Below are 25,353 nucleotides of genomic sequence, written 5' to 3' on the forward strand. Positions count from 1 at the left end.
ACGATATCAATTATCATTTAGCGACAACTATGTTCGTTACATTTCCTACAAAACATAATTCGTGAAATCCCGGCTAATGCCCGCAGCGCATGGGCTGCGGGCCCTTCGAGGTGCGCTATGTCCTTATTCCAATAAATAATTTCGCTATAGGAATTTTACTTGCCGGGTGTTTAGCCATAAAATCAGCGCGATTGATTGCTGCGACATATCGTCACTGCCTTATTTCTTTATCAAGCTCAGAGACCTTTGCTCTCTGTTAAGGATTTCCAGCATGCCCGAAGCGACAGGACTCATGGCCCACAACTGGGGCTTTGCCATTTTCCTTCTGGGTGTAGTCGGCCTGTGTGCCTTCATGCTCGGCGTCTCCAGCCTCCTCGGGTCAAAAGCCTGGGGCCGCAGCAAAAACGAACCGTTCGAGTCCGGCATGCTACCTACCGGTGGCGCCCGCTTGCGGCTCTCAGCCAAATTCTATCTGGTCGCGATGCTGTTCGTGATCTTCGATATCGAAGCCCTCTTTCTCTTTGCATGGTCTGTGTCCGTCCGCGAAAGCGGCTGGACCGGATTCGTCGAAGCTCTCGTTTTCATAGCAATTCTGTTGGCAGGTCTTGTCTACCTGTTCCGAGTGGGCGCCCTTGACTGGGCTCCGGAAGCTCGTCGCAAGCGGCAGGCGAAGCTGAAACAATGAGGCTTTGGCAATGCAATACAATCTCACCAGAATCGACCCCGATGCTCCTAACGAGCAGTATCCGATCGGCCAGCGGGAAACCGTTTCCGATCCGTTAGAGGATCAAGTCCACAAAAACATTTTCATGGGCAAGCTGGAAGACGTGCTGAGTGGCGCGGTCAACTGGGGACGTAAGAACTCCCTGTGGCCGTACAACTTCGGTCTGTCGTGCTGCTACGTGGAAATGACCACCGCCTTCACGGCGCCCCACGACATCGCGCGCTTCGGCGCCGAAGTTATCCGGGCATCACCGCGTCAGGCCGACTTCATGGTTATCGCCGGGACCTGCTTCATCAAGATGGCGCCGATCATTCAGCGCCTGTATGAGCAGATGCTTGAGCCCAAGTGGGTGATCTCGATGGGTTCGTGCGCCAACTCCGGCGGCATGTACGACATCTACTCCGTGGTTCAGGGGGTGGACAAGTTCCTGCCCGTTGACGTCTACGTACCTGGCTGCCCGCCCCGTCCAGAAGCATTTCTGCAAGGCTTGATGCTGTTGCAGGAATCCATTGGCCAGGAGCGTCGCCCACTGTCCTGGGTCGTTGGCGATCAAGGCGTCTATCGCGCCGACATGCCTTCGCAGAAGGAACAGCGCCGCGAACAGCGAATCGCAGTCACCAACCTGCGCAGCCCTGACGAAGTCTGATCCAGTCTGTTTCAAAGAAACGAGAAGCTGGCTTCATTCTTTACGTTGACCGAAAGCGAAAAAATAACCATGACTACAGGCAGTGCTCTGTACATCCCGCCTTATAAGGCAGACGACCAGGATGTGGTCGTCGAACTGAACAACCGTTTTGGCGCCGAAGCGTTCACCGCTCAGCCGACCCGCACCGGCATGCCGGTGCTGTGGGTGGCTCGCGCCAAGCTCGTCGAAGTCCTGACCTTCCTGCGTAATCTGCCCAAGCCGTACGTCATGCTCTATGACCTGCACGGCGTGGACGAGCGTCTGCGCACCAAGCGTCAAGGGCTGCCGAGCGGTGCCGATTTCACCGTGTTCTATCACCTCATGTCGCTGGAACGTAATAGTGACGTGATGATCAAGGTCGCCTTGTCCGAGAGCGACCTCAGCTTGCCGACCGTCACCAGCATCTGGCCGAATGCCAACTGGTACGAGCGTGAAGTCTGGGACATGTACGGCATCGACTTCAAAGGTCACCCGCACCTGTCGCGCATCATGATGCCGCCGACCTGGGAAGGTCACCCGCTGCGCAAGGACTTCCCGGCGCGCGCCACCGAATTCGATCCGTTCAGCCTGAACCTGGCCAAGCAACAGCTCGAGGAAGAAGCCGCGCGTTTCCGTCCTGAAGAATGGGGCATGAAGCGCTCCGGCCCGAACGAGGACTACATGTTCCTCAACCTGGGCCCGAACCACCCTTCGGCGCACGGTGCGTTCCGCATCATCCTGCAGCTGGACGGTGAAGAAATCGTCGACTGCGTTCCGGACATCGGTTACCACCACCGTGGCGCCGAGAAGATGGCTGAGCGTCAGTCCTGGCACAGCTTCATTCCGTACACCGACCGTATCGACTACCTCGGCGGCGTGATGAACAACCTGCCGTACGTGCTCTCGGTCGAGAAGCTGGCCGGCATCAAGGTGCCAGAGAAAGTCGACGTCATCCGCATCATGATGGCCGAGTTCTTCCGGATCACCAGCCACCTGCTGTTCCTGGGTACCTACATCCAGGACGTCGGCGCGATGACTCCGGTGTTCTTCACGTTCACCGACCGCCAGAAGGCGTACACGGTGATCGAAGCCATCACCGGTTTCCGTCTGCACCCGGCCTGGTACCGCATCGGCGGCGTCGCCCACGACCTGCCGCGCGGCTGGGAAAAACTGGTGAAAGATTTCGTTGAATGGCTGCCGAAGCGCCTCGACGAATACACCAAGGCCGCCCTGCAGAACAGCATCCTCAAGGGTCGTACCATCGGCGTTGCCCAGTACAACACCAAAGAGGCCCTGGAATGGGGCGTCACCGGTGCCGGCCTGCGTTCCACCGGTTGCGACTTCGACCTGCGTAAGGCGCGTCCGTACTCCGGCTACGAGAACTTCGAGTTCGAAGTACCGCTGGCCGCCAACGGCGATGCCTACGACCGCTGCATGGTTCGCGTCGAAGAGATGCGCCAGAGCGTCAAGATCATCGACCAGTGCCTGCGCAACATGCCGGAAGGCCCGTACAAGGCGGATCACCCGCTGACCACGCCGCCGCCGAAAGAGCGCACGCTGCAGCACATCGAAACCCTGATCACGCACTTCCTGCAAGTTTCGTGGGGCCCGGTCATGCCGGCCAACGAATCCTTCCAGATGATCGAAGCGACCAAGGGCATCAACAGTTATTACCTGACGAGCGACGGCGGCACCATGAGCTACCGTACCCGGATCCGTACTCCGAGCTTCGCCCACCTGCAGCAGATCCCTTCGGTGATCAAAGGCAGCATGGTCGCGGACCTGATTGCGTACTTGGGTAGTATCGACTTCGTTATGGCCGACGTGGACCGCTAAGCATGAACAGCACGCTTATCCAGACAGACCGTTTCACCTTGAGTGAAACCGAGCGCTCGGCCATCGAGCACGAGCTGCATCACTACGAAGATCCGCGCGCGGCGTCGATCGAAGCCTTGAAGATCGTCCAGAAGGAACGCGGCTGGGTGCCGGACGGCGCTCTGTACGCCATCGGCGAGATCCTCGGCATCCCGGCCAGCGACGTTGAAGGCGTGGCCACGTTCTACAGCCAGATCTTCCGTCAGCCGGTCGGCCGTCACATCATTCGCGTCTGCGACAGCATGGTCTGCTACATCGGTGGCCACGAGTCGGTGGTCAGCGAAATCCAGAACAACCTGGGTATCGGCCTGGGTCAGACCACCGCCGACGGTCGCTTCACTCTGCTGCCGGTCTGCTGCCTCGGCAACTGCGACAAGGCACCGGCGCTGATGATCGATGACGACACCTTTGGCGATGTCCAGCCTGCCGGCGTCGCCAAACTGCTCGAGGGCTACGTATGACCCTGACTTCTTTCGGTCCGGCCAACCGCATCCAGCGTTCGGCCGAGACTCACCCGCTGACCTGGCGCCTGCGTGACGACGGCGAAGCCGTCTGGCTCGACGAGTACCAGGCCAAGAACGGTTACGCCGCTGCGCGCAAGGCTTTCGCCGACATGGATCAGGACGCCATCGTCCAGACCGTGAAAGATGCCGGCCTCAAAGGTCGCGGCGGTGCAGGCTTCCCCACTGGCGTGAAGTGGGGCCTGATGCCAAAGGACGAATCCATCAACATCCGCTACCTGCTGTGCAACGCGGATGAAATGGAGCCGAACACCTGGAAAGACCGCATGCTGATGGAGCAACTGCCCCATCTGCTGATCGAAGGCATGCTGATCAGCGCCCGCGCGCTGAAAACCTACCGTGGCTACATCTTCCTGCGTGGCGAATACACCACCGCGGCCAAGCACCTGAACCGTGCCGTGGAAGAAGCCAAGGCAGCCGGCCTGCTGGGCAAGAACATCCTGGGCAGCGGCTTCGATTTCGAGCTGTTCGTCCACACCGGTGCCGGGCGTTACATCTGCGGTGAAGAAACCGCACTGATCAACTCCCTCGAAGGTCGCCGCGCCAACCCGCGCTCCAAGCCGCCCTTCCCTGCCGCCGTTGGCGTGTGGGGCAAGCCGACCTGCGTGAACAACGTTGAAACCCTGTGCAACGTGCCGGCGATCATCGCCGACGGCGTGGACTGGTACAAATCGTTGGCCCGCGACGGCAGCGAAGACATGGGCACCAAGCTCATGGGCTTCTCCGGCAAGGTCAAGAACCCCGGCCTGTGGGAACTGCCCTTCGGCGTGACCGGTCGCGAGCTGTTCGAAGACTACGCCGGCGGCATGCGCGACGGTTACAAGCTCAAGGCCTGGCAGCCAGGTGGCGCCGGTACCGGTTTCCTGTTGCCGGAACACCTCGACGCACAAATGTACGCCGGCGGCATCGCCAAAGTGGGCACCCGTATGGGTACCGGCCTGGCCATGGCGGTGGACGACAGCGTCAACATGGTGTCCCTGCTGCGCAACATGGAGCAGTTCTTCGCTCGCGAATCCTGCGGTTTCTGCACCCCATGCCGTGATGGCCTGCCATGGAGCGTCAAGCTGCTGATGGCCATCGAACAAGGTCGCGGCCAGCCGGGTGACATCGAGACCCTGCTGGGTCTGGTCAACTTCCTCGGCCCGGGCAAGACCTTCTGTGCTCACGCACCGGGTGCCGTGGAGCCGTTGGGCAGTGCCATCAAATACTTCCGTCCAGAGTTCGAAGCCGGTATCGCGCCTGCAAGCGCCGCCGTCCCGCCCCTGGCGAAGCCGATCGTAGTCGGCGCGTAAACGCTTAAAAAGGCGAAGGGTCCGTGCCCTTCGCCTTTCGTCCGATGACGCCTTTCGGGGCTGACTGGATTCGGACGGATAACAAGATTCCATTAGCCACGCCCGCTGACACCGGGCCAACGAAGACCTTTGAACCATGGCCACTATCCACGTAGACGGCAAAGCGCTCGAAGTCGACGGGGCAGACAACCTGTTACAGGCATGTCTGTCGCTGGGCCTCGACATCCCTTATTTCTGCTGGCACCCCGCGCTTGGTAGCGTCGGGGCCTGCCGCCAGTGCGCGGTCAAGCAGTACACCGACGAGAACGACACCCGTGGTCGCATCGTCATGTCCTGCATGACGCCTGCCACCGACAACACCTGGATCTCCATCGACGACGAAGAATCCAAGGCGTTCCGCGCCAGTGTCGTTGAATGGCTGATGACCAACCACCCGCACGACTGCCCTGTGTGCGAGGAAGGCGGTCACTGCCACCTGCAAGACATGACCGTGATGACCGGCCACAACGAGCGCCGTTATCGCTTCACCAAACGCACCCACCAGAACCAGCAACTGGGCCCGTTCATTTCCCACGAGATGAACCGCTGCATCGCCTGCTACCGCTGCGTGCGTTTCTACAAGGATTACGCTGGCGGCACCGACCTCGGTGTATTCGGCGCTCACGACAACGTGTACTTCGGTCGCGTTGAAGACGGCACCCTCGAAAGCGAGTTCTCCGGCAACCTCACAGAGGTCTGCCCGACCGGTGTGTTCACCGACAAGACTCACTCCGAACGCTACAACCGCAAGTGGGACATGCAGTTCTCGCCAAGCATCTGCCATGGCTGCTCGAGCGGTTGCAACATCTCCCCGGGCGAGCGTTACGGCGAACTGCGTCGCATCGAAAACCGTTACAACGGTTCGGTGAACCAGTACTTCCTGTGCGACCGTGGCCGTTTCGGTTATGGCTACGTCAACCGCACCGACCGCCCACGTCAGCCACTGCTGGCCGACGGCACCAAGCTTGGACTGGATGCCGCGCTGGACAAAGCCGCCGACCTGCTGCGCGGTCGCAACATCGTCGGTATCGGTTCACCGCGTGCCAGCCTGGAAAGCAACTACGCGTTGCGTGAACTGGTAGGCGCCGAGCACTTCTACTCCGGTATCGAAGCCTCCGAGCTGGAACGCATCCGTCTGGTCCTGCAAGTGCTGAAAGACAGCCCGCTGCCAGTGCCGAACATGCGCGACATCGAAGACCACGACGCCGTGTTCGTCCTCGGTGAAGACCTGACCCAGACCGCCGCCCGCATGGCCCTGGCCCTGCGTCAGTCGGTAAAAGGCAAGGCCGAAGACATGGCCGAAGACATGCGCGTTCAGCCTTGGCTCGACGCTGCGGTGAAGAACATCGGTCAGCACGAACTGAACCCGCTGTTCATCGCCAGCCTGGCTGAAACCAAGCTCGACGACATCGCCGAAGAATGCGTACACGCCGCTCCTGACGATCTGGCACGCATCGGTTTCGCCGTGGCTCACGCCCTGGACGCCAGCGCGCCTGCCGTTGAAGGCCTGGACGCTGAAGCCCTGGAACTGGCCAAGCGCATCGCCGATGCCCTGCTCGCTGCCAAGCGTCCGCTGATCATCGCCGGTACTTCGCTGGGCTCCAAAGCCTTGATCGAAGCGGCTGCAAACATCGCCAAGGCCCTGAAGCTGCGCGAGAAGAACGGTTCGATCAGCCTGATCGTGCCGGAAGCCAACAGCCTCGGCCTGGCCATGCTCGGTGGCGAATCGGTTGATGCTGCGCTGCAAGCAGTGATTGACGGCAAGGCCGACGCCATCGTCGTGCTGGAAAACGATCTGTACACCCGTACCGCCAAGGCCAAGGTCGATGCGGCACTGAACGCTGCGAAAGTAGTGATCGTTGCCGACCATCAGAAGACCGCCACCAGCGACCGCGCGCATCTGGTTCTGCCGGCCGCCAGCTTCGCTGAAGGCGACGGTACGCTGGTCAGCCAGGAAGGTCGCGCCCAGCGCTTCTTCCAGGTTTTCGACCCGCAATACATGGACGCGAGCATTCTGGTCCACGAAGGCTGGCGCTGGCTGCACGCCCTGCGCGCCACCCTGCTGAACCAGCCGATCGACTGGACGCAACTCGACCACGTGACCGCTGCCGTTGCTTCGAGCACGCCGCAACTGGCCCGTATTGTCGACGCAGCACCGTCCGCCTCGTTCCGCATCAAGGGTCTGAAACTGGCCCGTGAGCCGCTGCGTTACTCCGGTCGCACCGCGATGCGCGCCGACATCAGCGTTCACGAACCACGCACCCCGCAAGACAAGGACACCGCGTTCGCCTTCTCGATGGAAGGTTACTCGGGCTCCGCCGAACCGCGTCAGCAGGTTCCTTTTGCATGGTCGCCGGGCTGGAACTCGCCGCAAGCCTGGAACAAGTTCCAGGACGAAGTCGGTGGTCACCTGCGCGCTGGCGATCCGGGCACTCGCCTGATCGAAAGCACCGGTGATTCGCTGAACTGGTTCGCCAGTGTTCCGCGCGCGTTCAACCCGGCCCAGGGCACCTGGCAAGCCGTGCCGTTCTACCACCTGTTCGGCAGCGACGAGAACTCGTCGAAAGCCGCTCCGGTTCAGGAACGCATTCCGGCTGCGTACGTCGCACTGGCCAAGTCCGAAGCGGATCGCCTGGGCGTCAACGACGGCGCACTGCTGAGCCTCAACGTTGCGGGCCAGACCCTGCGTCTGCCGCTGCGTATCAATGAAGAACTGGGCGCAGGTCTGGTGGCATTGCCTGCGGGCATCGCCGGCATTCCACCGGCATTCGCCGGCGTATCCGTTGATGGTCTGCAGGAGGCAGCGCAATGACCTGGTTCACCCCTGAAGTGATCGATGTGATCCTGACGGTCATCAAGGCCATCGTGATCCTGCTGGCCGTGGTGGTCGCAGGCGCTTTGCTCAGCTTTGTCGAACGTCGCCTGCTGGGCTGGTGGCAGGACCGTTACGGTCCGAACCGCGTTGGCCCATTCGGCATGTTCCAGATCGCGGCCGACATGCTGAAGATGTTCTTCAAGGAAGACTGGACCCCTCCGTTTGCCGACAAGGTGATCTTCACCCTGGCGCCGGTGGTGGCCATGTCCGCCCTGCTGATCGCGTTCGCGATCATCCCGATCACCCCGACCTGGGGCGTGGCGGATCTGAACATCGGTCTGTTGTTCTTCTTCGCCATGGCCGGTCTTTCGGTCTACGCGGTGCTGTTCGCCGGCTGGTCGAGTAACAACAAGTTCGCCCTGCTCGGCAGCTTGCGTGCCTCGGCGCAGACCGTGTCCTACGAAGTGTTCATGGGCCTGGCCCTGATGGGCATCGTGGTGCAGGTCGGCTCGTTCAACATGCGCGACATCGTCGAGTACCAGGCGCAGAACCTGTGGTTCATCATTCCGCAGTTCTTCGGCTTCTGTACCTTCTTCATCGCTGGCGTGGCCGTGACTCACCGTCACCCGTTCGACCAGCCGGAAGCGGAACAGGAACTGGCCGACGGTTACCACATTGAATACGCCGGTATGAAATGGGGCATGTTCTTCGTCGGTGAATACATCGGCATCATCCTGATCTCGGCGCTGCTGGTCACCCTGTTCTTCGGTGGCTGGCACGGTCCGTTCGGCATCCTGCCGCAACTGTCCTTCGTCTGGTTCGCACTGAAGACCGCGTTCTTCATCATGCTGTTCATCCTGCTGCGCGCTTCCATCCCGCGTCCGCGTTATGACCAGGTGATGGATTTCAGCTGGAAATTCTGCCTGCCACTGACCCTGATCAATTTGCTGGTGACCGCTGCAATCGTGTTGTGGAACACGCCTGCGGTTGCGGTTCAGTGAGGATTTGACCCATGTTCAAATATATTGGCGACATCGTTAAGGGTACCGGTACCCAGTTGCGCAGCCTGGTCATGGTCTTCGGCCATGGCTTTCGCAAGCGCGACACCCTGCAATACCCGGAAGAGCAGGTCTACCTGCCGCCACGCTACCGTGGCCGCATCGTCCTGACCCGCGACCCCGATGGCGAAGAACGCTGCGTAGCCTGCAACCTGTGCGCCGTGGCGTGCCCGGTGGGTTGCATCTCGCTGCAGAAAGCTGAAACCGAAGACGGTCGCTGGTACCCGGACTTCTTCCGTATCAACTTCTCGCGCTGCATTTTCTGCGGTCTCTGCGAGGAAGCCTGCCCGACCACCGCGATCCAGCTGACCCCGGATTTCGAGATGGCCGAGTTCAAACGTCAGGACCTGGTGTACGAGAAAGAAGATCTTTTGATCTCCGGCCCCGGCAAAAACCCTGATTACAACTTCTATCGTGTTGCAGGTATGGCCGTTGCGGGCAAGCCGAAAGGCGCCGCACAAAACGAAGCCGAGCCGATCAACGTGAAGAGCTTGCTGCCTTAAGGAAGAACGATGGAATTCGCTTTCTATTTCGCATCGGGTATCGCTGTTGTGTCCACATTGCGTGTGGTCACCAACACCAATCCTGTGCACGCCCTGCTCTACCTGATCATTTCGCTGATCGCCGTGGCCATGACCTTCTTCGCGCTCGGCGCACCGTTCGCCGGCGTGCTGGAAGTGATCGCCTACGCCGGCGCCATCATGGTGCTGTTCGTGTTCGTGGTGATGATGCTGAACCTGGGGCCTGCCTCGGTTCAGCAGGAACGCACCTGGCTCAAGCCCGGCATCTGGGCAGGACCGGTGATTCTCGCCGCCCTGCTGCTGGCCGAACTGCTGTATGTGCTGTTCGCTCACCAGAGCGGTCAGGCCATCGGTCAAACCACCGTGGACGCGAAAGCCGTGGGCATCAGCCTGTTCGGTCCGTACCTGCTGGTGGTCGAACTCGCCTCGATGCTGCTGCTCGCTGCAGCCGTCACGGCGTTCCATTTGGGCCGTAACGAGGCGAAGGAGTAAGACATGCCTGCTATCCCTCTCGAACATGGTCTGGCGGTTGCCGGCATCCTGTTCTGCCTTGGTCTGGTCGGCCTGATGGTCCGCCGCAACATTTTGTTCGTGTTGATGAGTCTGGAAGTGATGATGAACGCCTCTGCACTGGCCTTCATCGTTGCGGGCGCCCGCTGGGCGCAACCGGATGGACAGATCATGTTCATCCTGGTGATCAGCCTTGCAGCCGCCGAAGCCAGTATTGGCCTGGCGATCCTGCTGCAACTGTATCGCCGCTTCCACACGCTCGATATCGACGCTGCCAGTGAGATGCGCGGATGAACCTACTCTTTCTGACTTTCGTATTCCCTCTGATCGGGTTCCTGTTGCTGTCGTTCTCGCGCGGCCGCCTCTCGGAAAACCTGTCGGCGCTGATCGGTGTCGGCTCCATCGGCCTGTCTGCCATCGTCGCGGCCTACGTGATCTGGCAGTTCAACGTCGCTCCACCGGAAGGTGGCGTATACGTCCACGTACTGTGGAAATGGATCTCGGTGGAAGGCTTCCAGCCGAACTTCGCCCTGTACCTGGATGGTCTGTCCGTGACCATGCTCGGTGTGGTGGTCGGCGTGGGTTTCCTGATCCACCTGTTCGCCTCCTGGTACATGCGCGGTGAAGCCGGTTACTCGCGCTTCTTCGCCTACACCAACCTGTTCATCGCCAGCATGTTGTTCCTGGTCCTGGGCGACAACCTGCTGTTCATCTACTTCGGTTGGGAAGGCGTGGGCCTGTGCTCGTACCTGTTGATCGGTTTCTACTACAGCAACCGCAACAACGGTAACGCCGCACTGAAAGCCTTCATCGTCACCCGTATCGGCGACGTGTTCATGGCAATCGGCCTGTTCATCCTGTTCCAGCAACTGGGCACGCTGAACGTCCAGGAACTGCTGGTGAAGGCGCCTGAGCACTTCAAGGTCGGCGATTTCTGGATCGTGCTGGCAACCCTGATGCTGCTGGGTGGTGCGGTCGGTAAATCGGCGCAACTGCCGCTGCAAACCTGGCTGGCGGACGCGATGGCCGGTCCTACCCCGGTTTCGGCACTGATCCACGCCGCAACCATGGTGACTGCCGGTGTCTACCTGATCGCCCGTACCCACGGTCTGTTCGCCCTGGCGCCGGACATTCTGCACCTGGTCGGCATCGTCGGCGGTGTGACCCTGGTACTGGCCGGTTTCGCCGCACTGGTGCAAACCGACATCAAACGTATCCTCGCCTACTCGACCATGAGCCAGATCGGCTACATGTTCCTGGCGCTGGGCGTTGGCGCCTGGGAAGGCGCGATCTTCCACCTGATGACCCACGCCTTCTTCAAGGCCCTGCTGTTCCTTGCTTCCGGTGCGGTGATCGTTGCCTGCCACCACGAGCAGAACATCTTCAAGATGGGCGGCCTGTCGAAGAAACTGCCGCTGGCCTACGCCAGCTTCATCGTCGGTGGTGCCGCTCTGGCCGCCCTGCCGCTGGTGACCGCAGGTTTCTACTCCAAGGACGAAATCCTCTGGGAAGCGTTCGCCAGCGGCAACCACGGTCTGCTTTACGCAGGTCTGGTCGGCGCATTCATGACGTCGCTGTACACCTTCCGCCTGATCTTCATCGCGTTCCACGGTGAAGCCAAGACCGAAGCCCACGCCGGTCACGGCATCGCTCACTGGCTGCCACTGTCGGTGCTGATCGTGCTGTCGACCTTCGTCGGCGCCATGATCGTTCCACCGCTGCATGGCGTACTGCCCGAGAGCGTTGGCCATGCCGGTGGCGAAGCCAAGCACAGTCTGGAAATCGCCTCGGGCGCCATCGCCCTGGCCGGTATCCTGCTGGCGGCCCTGCTGTTCCTTGGCAAGCGTCGCTTCGTGACCGCGATCGCCAACAGCGGCATCGGCCGTCTCCTTTCGGCCTGGTGGTTCGCTGCCTGGGGCTTCGACTGGATCTACGACAAACTGTTCGTCAAGCCGTACCTTGCGATCAGCCACATGCTGCGCAAAGACCCGCTCGACCAGACCATCGGTCTGATCCCGCGCATGGCCAAGGGGGGTCACACCGCCCTGAGCCGTACCGAAACCGGTCAACTGCGTTGGTACGCTGCTTCGATGGCTGCTGGTGCCGTGTTGGTCATCGGCGCTGTCGTGCTGGTAGCGGTCTGATATGAACCTTGCGAATTTGCGAAAGGAAACGAGCCCGTCATGATTCTGCCTTGGCTAATCCTGATCCCCTTCATCGGCGGCCTGCTGTGCTGGCTGGGTGAGCGCTTCGGCGCCACCCTCCCCCGCTGGATTGCGCTGTTGACCATGACCCTGGAACTCGCCCTCGGCCTCTGGCTGTGGGCCCACGGTGACTATTCATTTGCACCGGCGCCTGGCGCCGATCCGACCTGGGCGCTTGAGTTCAAGCACGTCTGGATCCAGCGCTTCGGCATCAACGTGCACCTGGCCCTCGACGGCCTGTCGTTGCTGATGATCCTGCTGACCGGTCTGCTGGGTATCCTGTCGGTACTCTGCTCGTGGAAAGAGATCCAGCGTCACGTCGGCTTCTTCCACCTGAACCTGATGTGGATCCTGGGCGGCGTTGTCGGCGTGTTCCTCGCCCTCGACCTGTTCATGTTCTTCTTCTTCTGGGAAATGATGCTGGTGCCGATGTACTTTCTCATCGCGCTCTGGGGTCACAGTTCTTCGGACGGCAAGAAAACCCGGATCTACGCCGCGACCAAGTTCTTCATCTTCACTCAGGCTTCCGGCCTGATCATGCTGGTGGCGATCCTCGGTCTGGTCCTGGTCAACTACAACAGCACCGGCGTGATCACCTTCAACTACGCCGATCTGTTGAAGACCAAGATGTCGATGACCACCGAGTACATTCTGATGCTCGGCTTCTTCATCGCCTTCGCGGTCAAGCTGCCCGTGGTTCCGTTCCACTCCTGGCTGCCTGACGCTCACGCCCAGGCGCCGACTGCAGGTTCCGTCGACCTCGCCGGTATCTTGCTGAAAACCGCGGCCTACGGTCTGCTGCGTTTCGCCCTGCCGCTGTTCCCGAACGCCTCGGCCGAGTTCGCGCCGATCGCCATGACCCTCGGTCTGATCGGGATCTTCTACGGTGCGTTCCTCGCTTTCGCGCAAACCGACATCAAGCGTCTGATCGCCTTTTCGTCCGTTTCCCACATGGGCTTCGTACTGATCGGCATCTACTCCGGCAGCCAACTGGCACTGCAAGGTGCTGTGATCCAGATGCTGGCCCACGGTCTGTCGGCCGCTGCACTGTTTATCCTCAGCGGTCAGCTGTACGAGCGTCTGCACACGCGTGACATGCGTGAGATGGGCGGTCTGTGGTCGCGTATCGCTTACCTGCCGGCGATCAGCCTGTTCTTCGCAGCCGCCTCTCTGGGTCTGCCGGGTACCGGTAACTTCGTCGGCGAGTTCCTGATCCTGATCGGTACGTTCGCCAGTGCTCCATGGATCACCGCGATTGCCACCTCCGGTCTGGTGTTCGGTTCGGTCTACTCGCTGATCATGATCCACCGCGCTTACTTCGGTCCGTCCAAATCGGATTCGATCCTGCACGGCATGGACGGTCGCGAACTGATCATGGTGCTGGGCCTTGCGGTACTGCTGATTTACCTCGGCGTCTACCCGCAACCGTTCCTCGACACTTCTGCCGCCACGATGCATGGCGTGCAGCAGTGGCTCGGCACCGCCTTCACTCAACTCGCTTCGGCCCGGTAAGAGCGCTATGGAATTCACGATTCAACACTTTATTGCGCTTGCGCCACTGTTGATCACCAGCCTCACCATTATCGTGGTGATGCTGGCAATCGCCTGGCGCCGCAACCACTCGCAGACCTTCCTGATTTCGGTGGCCGGTCTGAACCTGGCCTTGCTGTCGATCCTGCCGGCACTGAAAGTCGCGCCTCTGGCCGTGACTCCATTGCTGCAGATCGACACCTTTGCCTGCCTGTACATGGCGCTGATCCTGGTCGCCACCCTCGCTTGCGTCACCCTCGCCCACGCCTACCTCGGCGATGGCGGTTCGGGTTACCCGGGCAACCGTGAAGAACTGTACCTGCTGATCCTGATGGCTGCCGCCGGTGGCCTGGTTCTGGTCAGCGCGCAGCACCTGGCCGGCTTGTTCATCGGCCTGGAGCTGCTGTCGGTGCCGGTCTACGGTCTGGTGGCCTACGCCTTCTTCAACAAGCGTTCGCTGGAAGCCGGCATCAAGTACATGGTGCTGTCGGCCGCCGGTTCCGCGTTCCTGCTGTTCGGTATGGCGCTGCTGTACGCAGACTCGGGTTCGCTGAGCTTCGTCGGTATCAGTCAGGCCCTGGCCGCAACTGGCCTGCCAAGCTCGCTGGCGCAACTGGGCCTGGGCATGATGCTGATCGGTCTGGCGTTCAAGCTGTCGCTGGTACCGTTCCACCTGTGGACGCCGGACGTGTACGAAGGTGCTCCGGCACCGGTGGCCGCGTTCCTCGCCACCGCGTCGAAAGTGGCTGTGTTCGCGGTCATGGTTCGTCTGTTCCAGATCTCCCCTGCCGCAAGCAGTGGCGTACTGAGCAACGTGCTGACCATCATCGCCATTGCCTCGATCCTGTTCGGTAACCTGCTGGCCCTGACCCAGAGCAACCTCAAGCGTCTGCTCGGTTACTCGTCCATCGCGCACTTCGGCTACCTGCTGATCGCACTGGTGGCGAGCAAGGGCCTGGCGGTGGAAGCCATCGGCGTGTACCTGGTGACCTACGTGATCACCAGCCTCGGCGCCTTCGGTGTGATCACCCTGATGTCCTCGCCGTACAACGGCCGTGACGCAGACGCGCTGTACGAATACCGCGGCCTGTTCTGGCGCCGTCCGTACCTGACCGCCGTACTGACCGTGATGATGCTGTCCCTGGCCGGTATCCCGCTGACTGCAGGCTTCATCGGCAAGTTCTACATCATTGCTACCGGTGTCGAGTCGCACCAATGGTGGCTGGTCGGTTCCCTGGTACTGGGCAGCGCCATCGGCGTCTTCTACTACCTGCGCGTGATGGTCACCCTGTACCTGATCGAACCAAACCTGCGCCGCCACGACGCCCAACTGCACTGGGAACAGAAAGCAGGCGGCGTGATGCTGCTGGCGATCGCTGTGGTTGCGTTCTTCCTCGGCGTCTACCCACAACCGCTGCTGACCCTGGTCCAGCAATCGGGCCTGGCGGGCTGATCGCTCAGCGATAGCTGGCTACAAACAGAAACGGCACCTTCGGGTGCCGTTTTTGCGTCTTGGGAATCCATTACGAGTGTCCTGCCCCTTCCTGCTTAAACTCCAGAAAGCTCCCGCTGAATTGTCGGTTTCGTCCTACAGCCCGTATTCGGTTCTTGGAGCTATCGTGTGTGAGCGGGATAAAGCAGCTTCGCAGGCACATTGAATGCACTGGCCGATCGACAGGACACAGGGAAATCATATTGAATATTCACAACATACATACCACTTACGAAAAAATGTATGCATATGAAGAAGAGATAAAAAACAGCATTTCAATAAAAACCCAAATAATATTTACAGCAATATTCGCTCTTGCTTCAGCAACAATCTATCTCGCGCGATTTCTAGACTTCACGTTCAACCCCAAGATTGCATATGTTATTTCTTTCCTCGCAGCAACAACTTTAATAATTTCAGCAATATCCACATATTTCAATTGCAAAGCTTTTAGCGGCTCTGAATTCAACAGAATGCCATATGCAGAAAAAATCAAGGAATACTACGAAAGTCAAATAGAGTACAACGATGAGCTTGCCAAATATAACGCCCAAGTAGCTCAACACGAACAAATACCCTTAATCAACCCAGCCAAAGAAACCGTTAGCTTTATATCAAACACTTACATTAGCTGTTCTACACATAACGCCCTAGTCAACGAAGAGCGATCCCGCTGGGTGTTTAAAGCACTTTCAACTTTTCTGATGGCCTGTATTCCCCTCGCTATAGGCAGCTTGCTATTTGTTCTCTTTGACATGGATACCTCCTCTCCCAGGAAAAATTTTGCAATAAAAGATACATATGTAGGAGATCAAATCGCCGCTTTAAAAACTCAGCTGTTAAATGACTCTAGATCTGACGCGGTAGCAGACCTGAAAAAAGGACTATAATCCTCGAAAATATAGTTCTTCAAAAAGGGGCGGAAAAATTGAGCGAACCCAATAAACCAGCATTGAGCGAACAAAAAGCTCTGCCCCAAGCACCTGTAAAACCGTCTGTTCCACCATCCAGAAAGACGTACGACGATGTTAACGGCGGTCCCAATAGGAATCAGAAATGAAAGCGACCAACGGCCCGTCCAAACCAGTAAATGAGACCAGACCGACACCACCAAAAAAGCCCTCTGCACCAGTGGTACGCCGTGTTGTCAACGAGAGAGTTATAAATAGAAAGGAAATAGCGCTAGATAATAGATGACCATCAATCGAAACCATTCGGTCATGATCTACCACTCAAAAAAAACGGCTTCTTCGGATGCCGTTTTGTTTTTTGGTATTTCATTTCAAAAAACTCTGACACCCCTGATGGACGCAACCGAAGATAGCGATCCTTTTATCGTAGATGCCATCTGCTCTTTAGGCGTTTCCCTGCAAGTCACTGGGCAATGTATGACATTTGAAAGGAGCCATTTACCAGTAAATTCGAAGATCAATTTTCTGAAGGAGATGGCGAACCACGAACCGAGATATTTTTTCAGAGTTGATGGACGGCCTCGAGGCGTTAGCCGATGAACGTAAAGACAAAGTCACCTTGAAAAAAACGCGCGCCCAACGGATCGGAACCATGAAGGGCAAACTCACACTTCCCAATGACATCGATACCTCTCTGCCAGAAGACGTGCTGGATAGCTTCGAACGGTAGAAACGAACATCTGCATACATGGAACAATCAGATCCACCCTGTGTGTGAGTTTCGACTCCACCCCACCTGACAAAATCGTAATTCCCCCATCACCTCCGCGTTATCCGCAGCCTGCAACGATGTCACCCGGCGACTCTCCCGGCGGGCCCTTGCCCGTTCGAACAATAAAACCCACGCCGAAGCTCGTTCCCGTTCTGCCGAACCCAAGGAGTGATTGATGGTTAACAACACAAAAATGTCGATGGCCGCTCTGGCAGTGGTTGTCGGCGCCGGGCCGTCCACGGTGTTTGCAGAAGAAAAACCCGAAGGGTTTATCGAAGGCAGCAGCCTGACGGTGCTCAACCGTAACCTCTATTTCAACCGTGACCACCGCAACGGCCAGTCCAGTCCCACGGGCAATGGTTATTCTGAAGCCTGGGCCCACGGCATCATCGGCAAGTTCGAATCCGGTTTCACCCAGGGCACCGTCGGGGTCGGGGTTGATGCTTTTGCGATGATCGGCCTGAAGCTAGATACCGGAGACGGCCGCAACGGCGGCCGCAGTTCGTTCGATGTATTGCCGGTCAACAGTGACGGTGAAGCACGGGACGAATACACCAAGGTTGGTGGAGCCGCCAAAGTGCGCGCTTTCGATACCGTGGTGAAAGTCGGTGATGTGTTCCCGACCAACCCGGTGGTCGCGGCGGGCGATTCACGATTGCTGCCGGAAAGCTTTCGCGGTGTGACGGCGACCAACACCAGCGTCGAAGGCCTGTCGATCCAGGGCGGCCGGTTGCATGCGATGAGCCAACCTGTGTCCAGCGACTTGCGCGAGAACTTCGCGACTTTCTATGCCGGCCCGGTCAATTCGCCGTGGATTGCTTACGGCGGCGGCGATTACGCGCTGAACAAAAATCTGAGTTTCAGCCTGTACTCCAGCCGCCTCAAAGATGCCTGGAACCAGTACTACGCCGGCACCGCCTGGACGTATCCGCTGTCGGATGACCTGTCGCTGTTCGGCGGCCTGAATTACTACAAGGCGGTCGACGAGGGCAAACAGTTGCTCGGCGAGTTCGACAACAACATCTGGAGCGGCCGCGTCGGCGTGAAGCTCGGCGCCCACTCCGTCGCCCTCTCCCACCAGCGCAACAACGGCAATGATGACTTCGATTACCTGCGTCAGTCCGACTCGATCTTCCTCGACAACTCCATTCAGTACAGCGACTTCAACTCGCCGAAAGAGCGTTCGTGGATGGTGCGCTACGACCTCGACATGACCACCTATGGCGTGCCGGGCCTGTCGTTCATGAGCCGTTATGCACGCGGCACTGACGCTGACTATTCCAACGCCAACGCCGTGTACATGCGCCGCGATGCCGAGGGCAATCCGCTGACTGACCAGAAGCGCTGGGAGCGTGACATCGAAGTCAAATACGTGGTGCAGAGCGGTTCGATGAAAGACCTGTCGCTGCGTCTGCGCCAGGCCACTACCCGCGCCACCGCGTTCGAATCGGATCTGGATGAAGTGCGGGTGATCGTCGAATACCCGCTGGCGATTCTCTGAGTTTCACGAGCAATGCCCATTCACCTTTAGAAGCTCCTTGCTCCTTTGGTAAGAGGTGAATCTTTGGCGTCCTTCGGGACGCCTTTTTTTACGCCCGAAAAAAAGCCCGACTCACTGCACATGAACCGGGCGCTTCAGCCGGGATTAGCGTCAGCCACCCTGCTGACGACAATTCCCCATCACGTTGTAAGTGACCGTATTGAGCTGCCCCTTGGAGTCCTCATAAGTCATCGCAGCCGGCACCACAGCGCATTCATTCTTTGGCCGGACAACGCTGACCACCTTCTTCACATCCAGCTTCATTCCGTACTCGTATGCCTTGACCACCGGCGCCGCTTTGCCCTGACTGGCCGCGTACTGCTCCATGGCTTTTGCATTGGCGCTGAGCGCCCGGTCAAACGTTCTGTCGCCACCGCCTTCGGCCAGCGCATTCACGGACATGGCCATGACACTGGTGAACGCCATCCACTTGAGAAGCTTCATATCCATCTCCTTCAAAACAAACTCATAAAAAAGCCCACCATCGATGCGCGATGACGGGCTCATTCACTGGCAGCACGCTTACAGGTCTTGGGTCTTGTCGTCCTTCTTGTCATTCACGACGACCGGATCACGGGCCTTTTCCTTTGCGGCAAAAACTTCCATCGAGCGGCCATTGGCAGCCATCATTTTTTCGAAAGTGCGGTCGCCGCCACCTTCGGCCAACACCAGGGAAGACATCATCAGAGCCACGGCAAACGCGCCAATCTGTGCAAGTTTCATCATTGATTCCTCATTCAAGTCACTGACGGGATCAAGGTAACAATCCGAACCTTTCGTGACGGTGGCGCCGAAATTACATATCCGTTATGTAGAAAGGCCCGCATTGGCGGGCCTGTTGTTGAGGCAAAAGTGACTAGGCAGCCGTAGACGCTTCCTCGTCCCGACGATGCGCCAGCTGATACAACGCCGGCAGAATCAGCAACGTGAGAATGGTCGAGGACAGGATCCCGCCAATCACCACAGTCGCCAGCGGGCGCTGCACCTCGGCACCGGTGCCGGTCGCCAGGGCCATCGGAATGAAGCCCAGGGACGCCACCAACGCCGTCATCAGCACCGGGCGCAATCGCGTCAGCGCACCTTCGTGAATCGCCTCGGCAAGCGAACGCCCGTCCTCCCGCAAGTTGCGAATGAACGCGATCATCACCAGCCCGTTGAGCACCGCCACACCGGACAGCGCGATAAACCCGACACCCGCCGAGATCGACAGCGGAATGTCCCGCAGCCACAACGCCATGACCCCGCCAGTCAGCGCAAACGGAATCCCGGTGAACACCAGCAAGCCGTCCTTGAGGTTGTTGAACATCATGAACAGCAACCCGAACACCAGCAGCAACGCCACCGGCACCACGATCTGCAAGCGCTTGGCCGCCGATTGCAGTTGCTCGAACTGCCCGCCCCAGGTGGTCCAGTAACCTGCCGGCACCTGCACGTCGCGCTCGATCGCATCGCCCGCCTCGGCGACAAAAGAACCGATGTCGCGCCCACGCACGTTGGCGCTGACGATCACCAGGCGCTTGCCGTTCTCACGGCTGACTTGATTCGGCCCCAGCACCAGATCGAGGCTGGCAACGTCCTTCAGCGCAATGAAGCCGATCTGACTGGAAGCATCGCCACCTGCCGCCGGCACCGGAATCAACAGTGCCGACAACCCGTCGATGTCCTTGCGCATGGCGTCGGACAAGCGCACCAACATGTCGAATCGACGATCACCTTCGTACAGCGTCCCGGCCTTCTGTCCACCGACGGCCACCGCAATGGTGTCCTGCACATCGCCGACGTTGAGCCCGTAACGCGCGGCCTTGTCGCGGTCGATATTGATGGTCAGCACCGGCAGACCGCTGGTTTGCTCGACCTTGACCTCGGACGCGCCGTTGACCTTCTGCATCGCGACGGCAATCTTCGCCGCCGTGGCGTTGAGCACGTCCATGTCATCACCGAACACCTTGACCGCCACGTCGCTACGCACGCCGGAAATCAGTTCGTTGAAGCGCAACTGGATCGGCTGCGACAGTTCATAGTTACTGCCCGGCAGCGTTGCCGCGGCCTGTTGCAGTTCGGCCATCAGGGTTTCGCGAGACTTGCCCGGGTCCGGCCATTGCTCCTTCGGTTTGAGCATCACGTAGCTGTCGGAGATGTTCGGCGGCATCGGGTCAGAGGCGATTTCCGCAGTGCCGGTGCGGGCGAACACGCGCTCAACCTCGGGCACTTTGGCCAGGATCAACGTTTCCAGCCGCTGCTGCATGTCCACCGATTGCGTCAGGCTGGTGCCCGGCACGCGCAGCGCCTGCAAGGCAAAATCGCCCTCGCTGAGACTCGGCACAAACTCGCTGCCCATGCGGCTGGTGACCACGCCACTGAGCACAATCACAGCCAACGCCGCCCCCACGGCAACAGAACGATGCGACATCACCCAGTTCAGCGTCGGCGCATAAACGCGACGCGCGCCGCGCATCACCACGCCCTCTTCTTCCTTGACCTTGCCGGTCACGAACAGCGCAATCGCCGCCGGCACAAAGGTCACGGACAAGAGCATGGCGCCAAGCAACGCGATGACTACGGTAAACGCCATCGGGTGGAACATTTTCCCCTCGACGCCACTCAGGGCGAAGATCGGCAGGTACACCACCATGATGATCAACTGGCCGAAAATCAGCGGTCGCCGCGCCTCTTTCGCTGCCGCAAACACTTCATGGAAACGTTCGGATCGCGTCAACAGCCGTCCGTGATGCTGCTGCGCATGGGCCAGTCGTCGCAGGGTGTTTTCGACGATCACCACCGCGCCGTCGACGATGATGCCGAAGTCCAGCGCGCCGAGGCTCATCAGATTGGCGCTGACCTTGTTGCTGAACATGCCGGTGAAGGTGAACAGCATCGACAGCGGAATCACCATCGCCGTGATCAGCGCAGCGCGAATGTTGCCGAGGAACAGAAACAGGATAGCGATCACCAGAATCGCGCCTTCGACGAGGTTTTTCTTCACCGTGGCGATGGCTTTGTCGACCAGATGCGTGCGGTCGTACACCGGCACCGCGATCACGCCGGCGGGCAACGACTTGTTGATCTGTTCGAGCTTGGCGGCGACGGCCTGGGAAACCGTGCGGCTGTTTTCACCGATCAACATGAACACCGTGCCGAGCACCACTTCACGTCCATTTTCCGTGGCGGCGCCGCTGCGCAGTTCGCGGCCGATGTCCACGGAGGCGACGTTCTTGATCCGGATCGGCGTGCCGTCGACGTTGGCCATGACGATGTTGGCGATGTCTTCGGTGCTCGCTACCTGGCCCGGTGCGCGAATCAGCAATTGCTCGCCGCTGCGCTCGATGTACCCGGCGCCAACGTTGGCGTTGTTGCGCTCCAGCGCCGTCACCAGATCGGTGAGGGTCAGTTTGTAGGCCGCGAGTTTTTTCGGATCGGGCGCGATCTGATATTCCTTGGCAAAACCGCCGATGGTGTTGATCTCCGCCACGCCGGGGACGTTGCGCAGTTGCGGCTTGATGATCCAGTCCTGAATCACCCGCAAGTCGGTCGGCGTGTAGGGCGTGCCGTCCTCTTTCAGCGCGCCTTCCTTGGTCTCGACCGTCCATAAGAAGATCTCGCCGAGCCCGGTGGAAATCGGCCCCATCACCGCTTCCACGCCCTCGGGCAACTGCTCCTTGGCGGACTGCAATCGTTCGTTGACCAATTGCCGGGCGAAGAACAGATCGGTGCCGTCCTTGAAGATCACCGTGACCTGGGACAAGCCCGAGCGCGACAGCGAGCGGGTTTGCTCCAGCGCGGGCAGGCCGGCCATCGCGGTCTCAATCGGAAAGGTGATGCGCTGCTCGGTTTCCAGCGGCGAGAACCCGGCCGCGCCGGTGTTGATCTGCACCTGGACGTTGGTGATATCGGGCACGGCGTCGATCGGCAGTTTCTGATAGCTGGCGATGCCGAGGCCGGCCATGAGCAGAACGGCGAGCAGCACGATGATGCGCTGCTCGATGGCAAACTGGATCAGGCGTTCGAACATGGGAGTCTTCCGCGATTAATGACTGTGCTCGGCCGAGGCTTTGCCCAGCTCCGATTTGAGGACGAAGCTGCCGGCACTGGCGACTTGCACGCCCGGTTCCAGTCCGGCGATGACTTCAACCTGGCCTGCCGCGCGACTGCCCAGCTCCACGGCTTGCGCCTTGAAGCCGTCGTCGGTGCGCACAAACACCGTGGGCTTGTCCTCGACGGTCTGGATTGCGGTTTCCGGTACGGCGACTTTGGCCTGGCGGCTGTCGGTAGCGACCAGCGCGGTGACAAACAGGCCCGGGCGCCAGGAGCCTTGCGGGTTTTCCAGGGTGACGCGCACGGTCGCGGTACGGGTCTGTTCGCCGAGCAGGCTGCCGACGTAGGCCACGGTGCCGCTGACTTCGGCGTTCAACTCCGCCGCGCTGACGGTGACGGGTTTGCCCACTTGCACCTTGTTCAGGTCCTTGGGCGAAACGCCGAACGTGACCCACACCCGCGACAGATCCGAGAGTGTGAACGCTGCCGTTGTTTCGTCGACCACCTCCCCTGGTGTCAGGTGTTTTTCCACCACCACGCCATCGAACGGCGCGCGCAGTTCATAGCGATTGCCACCGGTGGCAACCACGCTGCCACTGAGCACGCTGATCTTTTGCCGGGCATTGCTCACCGCAATCTCGGCTTCTTCCAGAGCCTGGCGCGCCTGGAGAAAATCCTGCTCGGCGGAGATCTTGTCCTGCCACAGTTTCCTCTCGCGCTCGAACGTCGTGCGGGCCAGGGCCAGACGGCGTTGCGCGGCTGCCTGCTCGCTGCGCTGATCGGAGATCTGCTGACTGGCGATCACGGCCAGCAACTGGCCTTTCTTCACCGACTGTCCGAGGTTGACCGACACCGACTCGACCACGCCCGGCACACGCGGCACCACATGCGCGGTGCGGTCTTCGTCGAAGCGCACTTCGCCGGGGAACGACAGACCAAGGCTGAAGTTCTGCGCCTGGGCGGCGGCCAGTTGAATCCCCGCCGCCGCGATCTGCTCGGCCGTCAATTCGATGTGCCCTTCTTCGTCGTGCCCGCCGTCAGCGGCGGAGCCTTCTTCGGCATGGTCGGCGTGTTCCGCCGCTTCATCGGCATGCGCATCGACAGACGCATTGCCGCTCCACATCGAGCCGATGCCAATGCCCAGCGCCAAGGTCGCCGCAGCAACCACGATCAGTTTTTTGTCCATGCAAACTCCTCTGCGCCAAACCATCGCGCAGTAATCAGAACGTTGAAATTCAAGGGTTGGCGCTGAGGTCGCCGAAGATGCGTTCGATGCGGACCCGGGCGTCGGTCGCCTCGCTCACCGCCTGGATGTATTGGCTGCGAGCGGCGATCAATGTGCGCTGAGCATCGAGCACGTCGAGGAAGCCGAACTTGCCCATTTCGAAACCGCGGGTGGCGCTGTCCACCGCACTTTGCGCGGCGGGCAGGATGGTTCGGTCGAATGCCTGGATTTCGCCGTTGGCGGTCTGCCATTGCGCGAGCGTGGTCTGGATTTCCGTGCGCAAGCGCAGTTCGGTGGCGTTGCGCAGGTCCCGCGCCTGATCGGTACGCCGCGCCGCCGCCAGCACGTTGCCCTGATTGCGGTTGAACAGCGGAATCGGCATCGACAGCCCGACCACGTTGACCCGCTCGCGCTCGGTTTCGCTGTACTGGCTGCCGATGCTGACGGTGAGATCGGGAATCCGCTGGGACTTTTCCAACCCCAGCGACGCTTCCCGCTGGTCGATCTGCAACCTGGCCAGCCGCAGCTCCGCTGTTTCGTTCAGACGCTCAAGCAAACGGGTGGACGGCGGTACGCTGGACAGACTTTGAGTTGCGGTCTGCACCGTGGTCGAGGTCGGCAACGGTGCGCCCATGACCTGGGCCAATTGCTGGTACGCATTGGCCTGATCACGCTCGGCGCGGCTCAATTCCAGGCGCACTTCCGAAAGCTGCACTTGCGCCCGCGTGCCTTCCACCGGCGACGACTTGCCCGCCTCTATCCGCCCCTGCGCCACACGCAAACCGTGCTCGGCGAGTTGCAGCGACTGCCGGGCCAGTTGCAAACGTTGCTGCGCGGTCTGCGCGCCGTTGAACGCTTGAAGCACGTCGGCGCGCAGTGCGTTGCGCTTGCGCTCCAGTTCGATGCCGGCGGCATCCTGCGCACGACTCGCCACATCAATCCGCGCGCCGCGCTTGCCGCCCAGCTCGATCGGCTGGCTGAGCATCACCGTGGTGGTGCGTGATTCACGCCGGGTGTCTTCGGCCTCCCACGACACCTCGGGGTTGGGGATCAGCCCGGCCTGCTTGCGGTCACCGTCGGCAATGCCGATTTCCCACTGCGCGGCGGCCAGCTCCGGGTTGCTGGCGAAGGCGGTTTGCAACGCCTGATCCAGCGTCAAAGTCGATGCACTGGCAAGGCTGGTACAAGCCAGCAACAACAGGCCGCTGGCGGTTTTTTTCAGGCGTGATCGCGCCGTCAGTTCAATTAAACCGGGCAATGGAAGGCTTCCTTCAATCAAGAATCGTTGATGGCGCCACGGTAGGGTTTTGAACTTATCGACAAGGTGACGTGAACATTACAAATCCGTTATCCACGGCTTATCGAAGTTGTTTTGCTCTAGGATTCGAAGTTCTAATGAGTTTGTTGCAATAGATAGAAACAAATGCGCGTTAGTTATCCGCCGAACAGCACTTGCCGAAATGGAAGTCATCAAAAACCGACCATTTCGCTGCGACAGGCTGTCGCGGATGGCCGATTTAAAGGGCTCATGCGTTGACTCTGTAGCCACTACAGCCTTTACCGTGCACGCCACTCAGTTCCAAAGTCCGTCAGGAAGTCCCTGTAAAAACTGCAACTTCCAGACTCAC

20 protein-coding genes are annotated in these 25,353 nt (G+C 59.7%); 15 read left to right on the plus strand and 5 right to left on the minus strand.

All coding sequences use genetic code 11. The features are described 5' to 3' along the window. The first annotated feature begins 271 nt into the window (after nucleotides 1–271). From CAF77_RS08075 to CAF77_RS08145, 15 genes are all read left to right on the plus strand, one after another. On the plus strand, nucleotides 272–685 hold the full coding sequence (locus CAF77_RS08075) for an NADH-quinone oxidoreductase subunit A (protein ID WP_003223812.1): 414 nt from the start codon (nucleotides 272–274) through the stop codon (nucleotides 683–685). A 10-nt stretch (nucleotides 686–695) separates the two neighbouring features. After that, nucleotides 696–1,370: an NADH-quinone oxidoreductase subunit B family protein gene (locus CAF77_RS08080; protein ID WP_007951456.1), complete on the plus strand. Its 675-nt coding sequence runs from the start codon at nucleotides 696–698 to the stop codon at nucleotides 1,368–1,370. A 69-nt stretch (nucleotides 1,371–1,439) separates the two neighbouring features. Next, a complete protein-coding gene (gene nuoC / locus CAF77_RS08085) occupies nucleotides 1,440–3,224 on the plus strand; it encodes an NADH-quinone oxidoreductase subunit C/D (protein WP_064384075.1) in 1,785 nt (594 codons plus the stop codon). 2 nt (nucleotides 3,225–3,226) lie between these two features. After that, nucleotides 3,227–3,724 carry an NADH-quinone oxidoreductase subunit NuoE gene (gene nuoE / locus CAF77_RS08090; protein WP_003223804.1) on the plus strand — a complete coding sequence of 166 codons (498 nt, stop codon included), beginning with the start codon at nucleotides 3,227–3,229 and terminating at the stop codon, nucleotides 3,722–3,724. Then, nucleotides 3,721–5,076, plus strand: a complete 1,356-nt coding sequence (gene nuoF, locus CAF77_RS08095) for an NADH-quinone oxidoreductase subunit NuoF (protein WP_064380702.1) — start codon at nucleotides 3,721–3,723, stop codon at nucleotides 5,074–5,076. The genes nuoE and nuoF overlap by 4 nt, the downstream gene beginning before the upstream one ends. 136 nt (nucleotides 5,077–5,212) lie before the next feature. Next, entirely contained in the window at nucleotides 5,213–7,927 is a 2,715-nt protein-coding gene (nuoG, locus tag CAF77_RS08100; protein WP_085654288.1) for an NADH-quinone oxidoreductase subunit NuoG, read from the plus strand. Beyond that, entirely contained in the window at nucleotides 7,924–8,931 is a 1,008-nt protein-coding gene (gene nuoH, locus CAF77_RS08105) for an NADH-quinone oxidoreductase subunit NuoH (RefSeq protein WP_007951460.1), read from the plus strand. Before nuoG ends, nuoH begins: the two co-directional genes overlap by 4 nt. 11 nt (nucleotides 8,932–8,942) lie before the next feature. Beyond that, nucleotides 8,943–9,491, plus strand: coding sequence for an NADH-quinone oxidoreductase subunit NuoI (gene nuoI, locus CAF77_RS08110; protein ID WP_011334960.1), 549 nt, complete (start codon nucleotides 8,943–8,945; stop codon nucleotides 9,489–9,491). A 9-nt stretch (nucleotides 9,492–9,500) separates the two neighbouring features. Continuing rightward, complete coding sequence (gene nuoJ, locus CAF77_RS08115) at nucleotides 9,501–10,001, plus strand: NADH-quinone oxidoreductase subunit J (RefSeq protein ID WP_011334961.1); 501 nt, start codon at nucleotides 9,501–9,503, stop codon at nucleotides 9,999–10,001. Between the two features lie 3 nt (nucleotides 10,002–10,004). Next, nucleotides 10,005–10,313 carry an NADH-quinone oxidoreductase subunit NuoK gene (gene nuoK / locus CAF77_RS08120; RefSeq protein WP_003180046.1) on the plus strand — a complete coding sequence of 103 codons (309 nt, stop codon included), beginning with the start codon at nucleotides 10,005–10,007 and terminating at the stop codon, nucleotides 10,311–10,313. Further along, the gene (gene nuoL, locus CAF77_RS08125) at nucleotides 10,310–12,163 is read left to right on the plus strand and encodes an NADH-quinone oxidoreductase subunit L (protein ID WP_085654289.1); all 1,854 of its coding nucleotides are present in this window, start codon (nucleotides 10,310–10,312) and stop codon (nucleotides 12,161–12,163) included. The genes nuoK and nuoL overlap by 4 nt, the downstream gene beginning before the upstream one ends. A 39-nt stretch (nucleotides 12,164–12,202) precedes the next feature. After that, entirely contained in the window at nucleotides 12,203–13,735 is a 1,533-nt protein-coding gene (nuoM, locus tag CAF77_RS08130; RefSeq protein WP_011334963.1) for an NADH-quinone oxidoreductase subunit M, read from the plus strand. A 7-nt stretch (nucleotides 13,736–13,742) separates the two neighbouring features. Further along, nucleotides 13,743–15,206: an NADH-quinone oxidoreductase subunit NuoN gene (gene nuoN / locus CAF77_RS08135; RefSeq protein WP_085654290.1), complete on the plus strand. Its 1,464-nt coding sequence runs from the start codon at nucleotides 13,743–13,745 to the stop codon at nucleotides 15,204–15,206. Nucleotides 15,207–15,448: 242 nt separating this feature from the next. After that, entirely contained in the window at nucleotides 15,449–16,135 is a 687-nt protein-coding gene (locus CAF77_RS08140) for a hypothetical protein (RefSeq protein WP_223290653.1), read from the plus strand. Between the two features lie 968 nt (nucleotides 16,136–17,103). Continuing rightward, the gene (locus tag CAF77_RS08145) at nucleotides 17,104–18,429 is read left to right on the plus strand and encodes an OprD family porin (RefSeq protein WP_064380707.1); all 1,326 of its coding nucleotides are present in this window, start codon (nucleotides 17,104–17,106) and stop codon (nucleotides 18,427–18,429) included. A 150-nt stretch (nucleotides 18,430–18,579) separates the two neighbouring features. On the opposite strand, the gene CAF77_RS08150 is transcribed toward CAF77_RS08145, so the two are convergent. From CAF77_RS08150 to CAF77_RS08170, 5 genes are all read right to left on the minus strand, one after another. Further along, entirely contained in the window at nucleotides 18,580–18,912 is a 333-nt protein-coding gene (locus CAF77_RS08150; RefSeq protein WP_064380710.1) for a DUF2790 domain-containing protein, read from the minus strand. 78 nt (nucleotides 18,913–18,990) lie between these two features. Continuing rightward, entirely contained in the window at nucleotides 18,991–19,191 is a 201-nt protein-coding gene (locus CAF77_RS08155; protein WP_041475587.1) for a co-regulatory protein PtrA N-terminal domain-containing protein, read from the minus strand. A 133-nt stretch (nucleotides 19,192–19,324) separates the two neighbouring features. Then, the gene (locus CAF77_RS08160; RefSeq protein ID WP_064380712.1) at nucleotides 19,325–22,477 is read right to left on the minus strand and encodes a CusA/CzcA family heavy metal efflux RND transporter; all 3,153 of its coding nucleotides are present in this window, start codon (nucleotides 22,475–22,477) and stop codon (nucleotides 19,325–19,327) included. A gap of 15 nt (nucleotides 22,478–22,492) precedes the next feature. Further along, on the minus strand, nucleotides 22,493–23,686 hold the full coding sequence (locus CAF77_RS08165; protein WP_064380715.1) for an efflux RND transporter periplasmic adaptor subunit: 1,194 nt from the start codon (nucleotides 23,684–23,686) through the stop codon (nucleotides 22,493–22,495). Between the two features lie 49 nt (nucleotides 23,687–23,735). Continuing rightward, nucleotides 23,736–24,983 (minus strand): TolC family protein, encoded by a 1,248-nt coding sequence (locus CAF77_RS08170; protein WP_064380718.1) that lies wholly within the window; start codon nucleotides 24,981–24,983, stop codon nucleotides 23,736–23,738. Nucleotides 24,984–25,353: the final 370 nt, after the last annotated feature.

The organism is Pseudomonas sp. R15(2017), assembly GCF_002112685.1.
Taxonomy (GTDB): Bacteria; Pseudomonadota; Gammaproteobacteria; order Pseudomonadales; family Pseudomonadaceae; genus Aquipseudomonas; species Aquipseudomonas glycinae.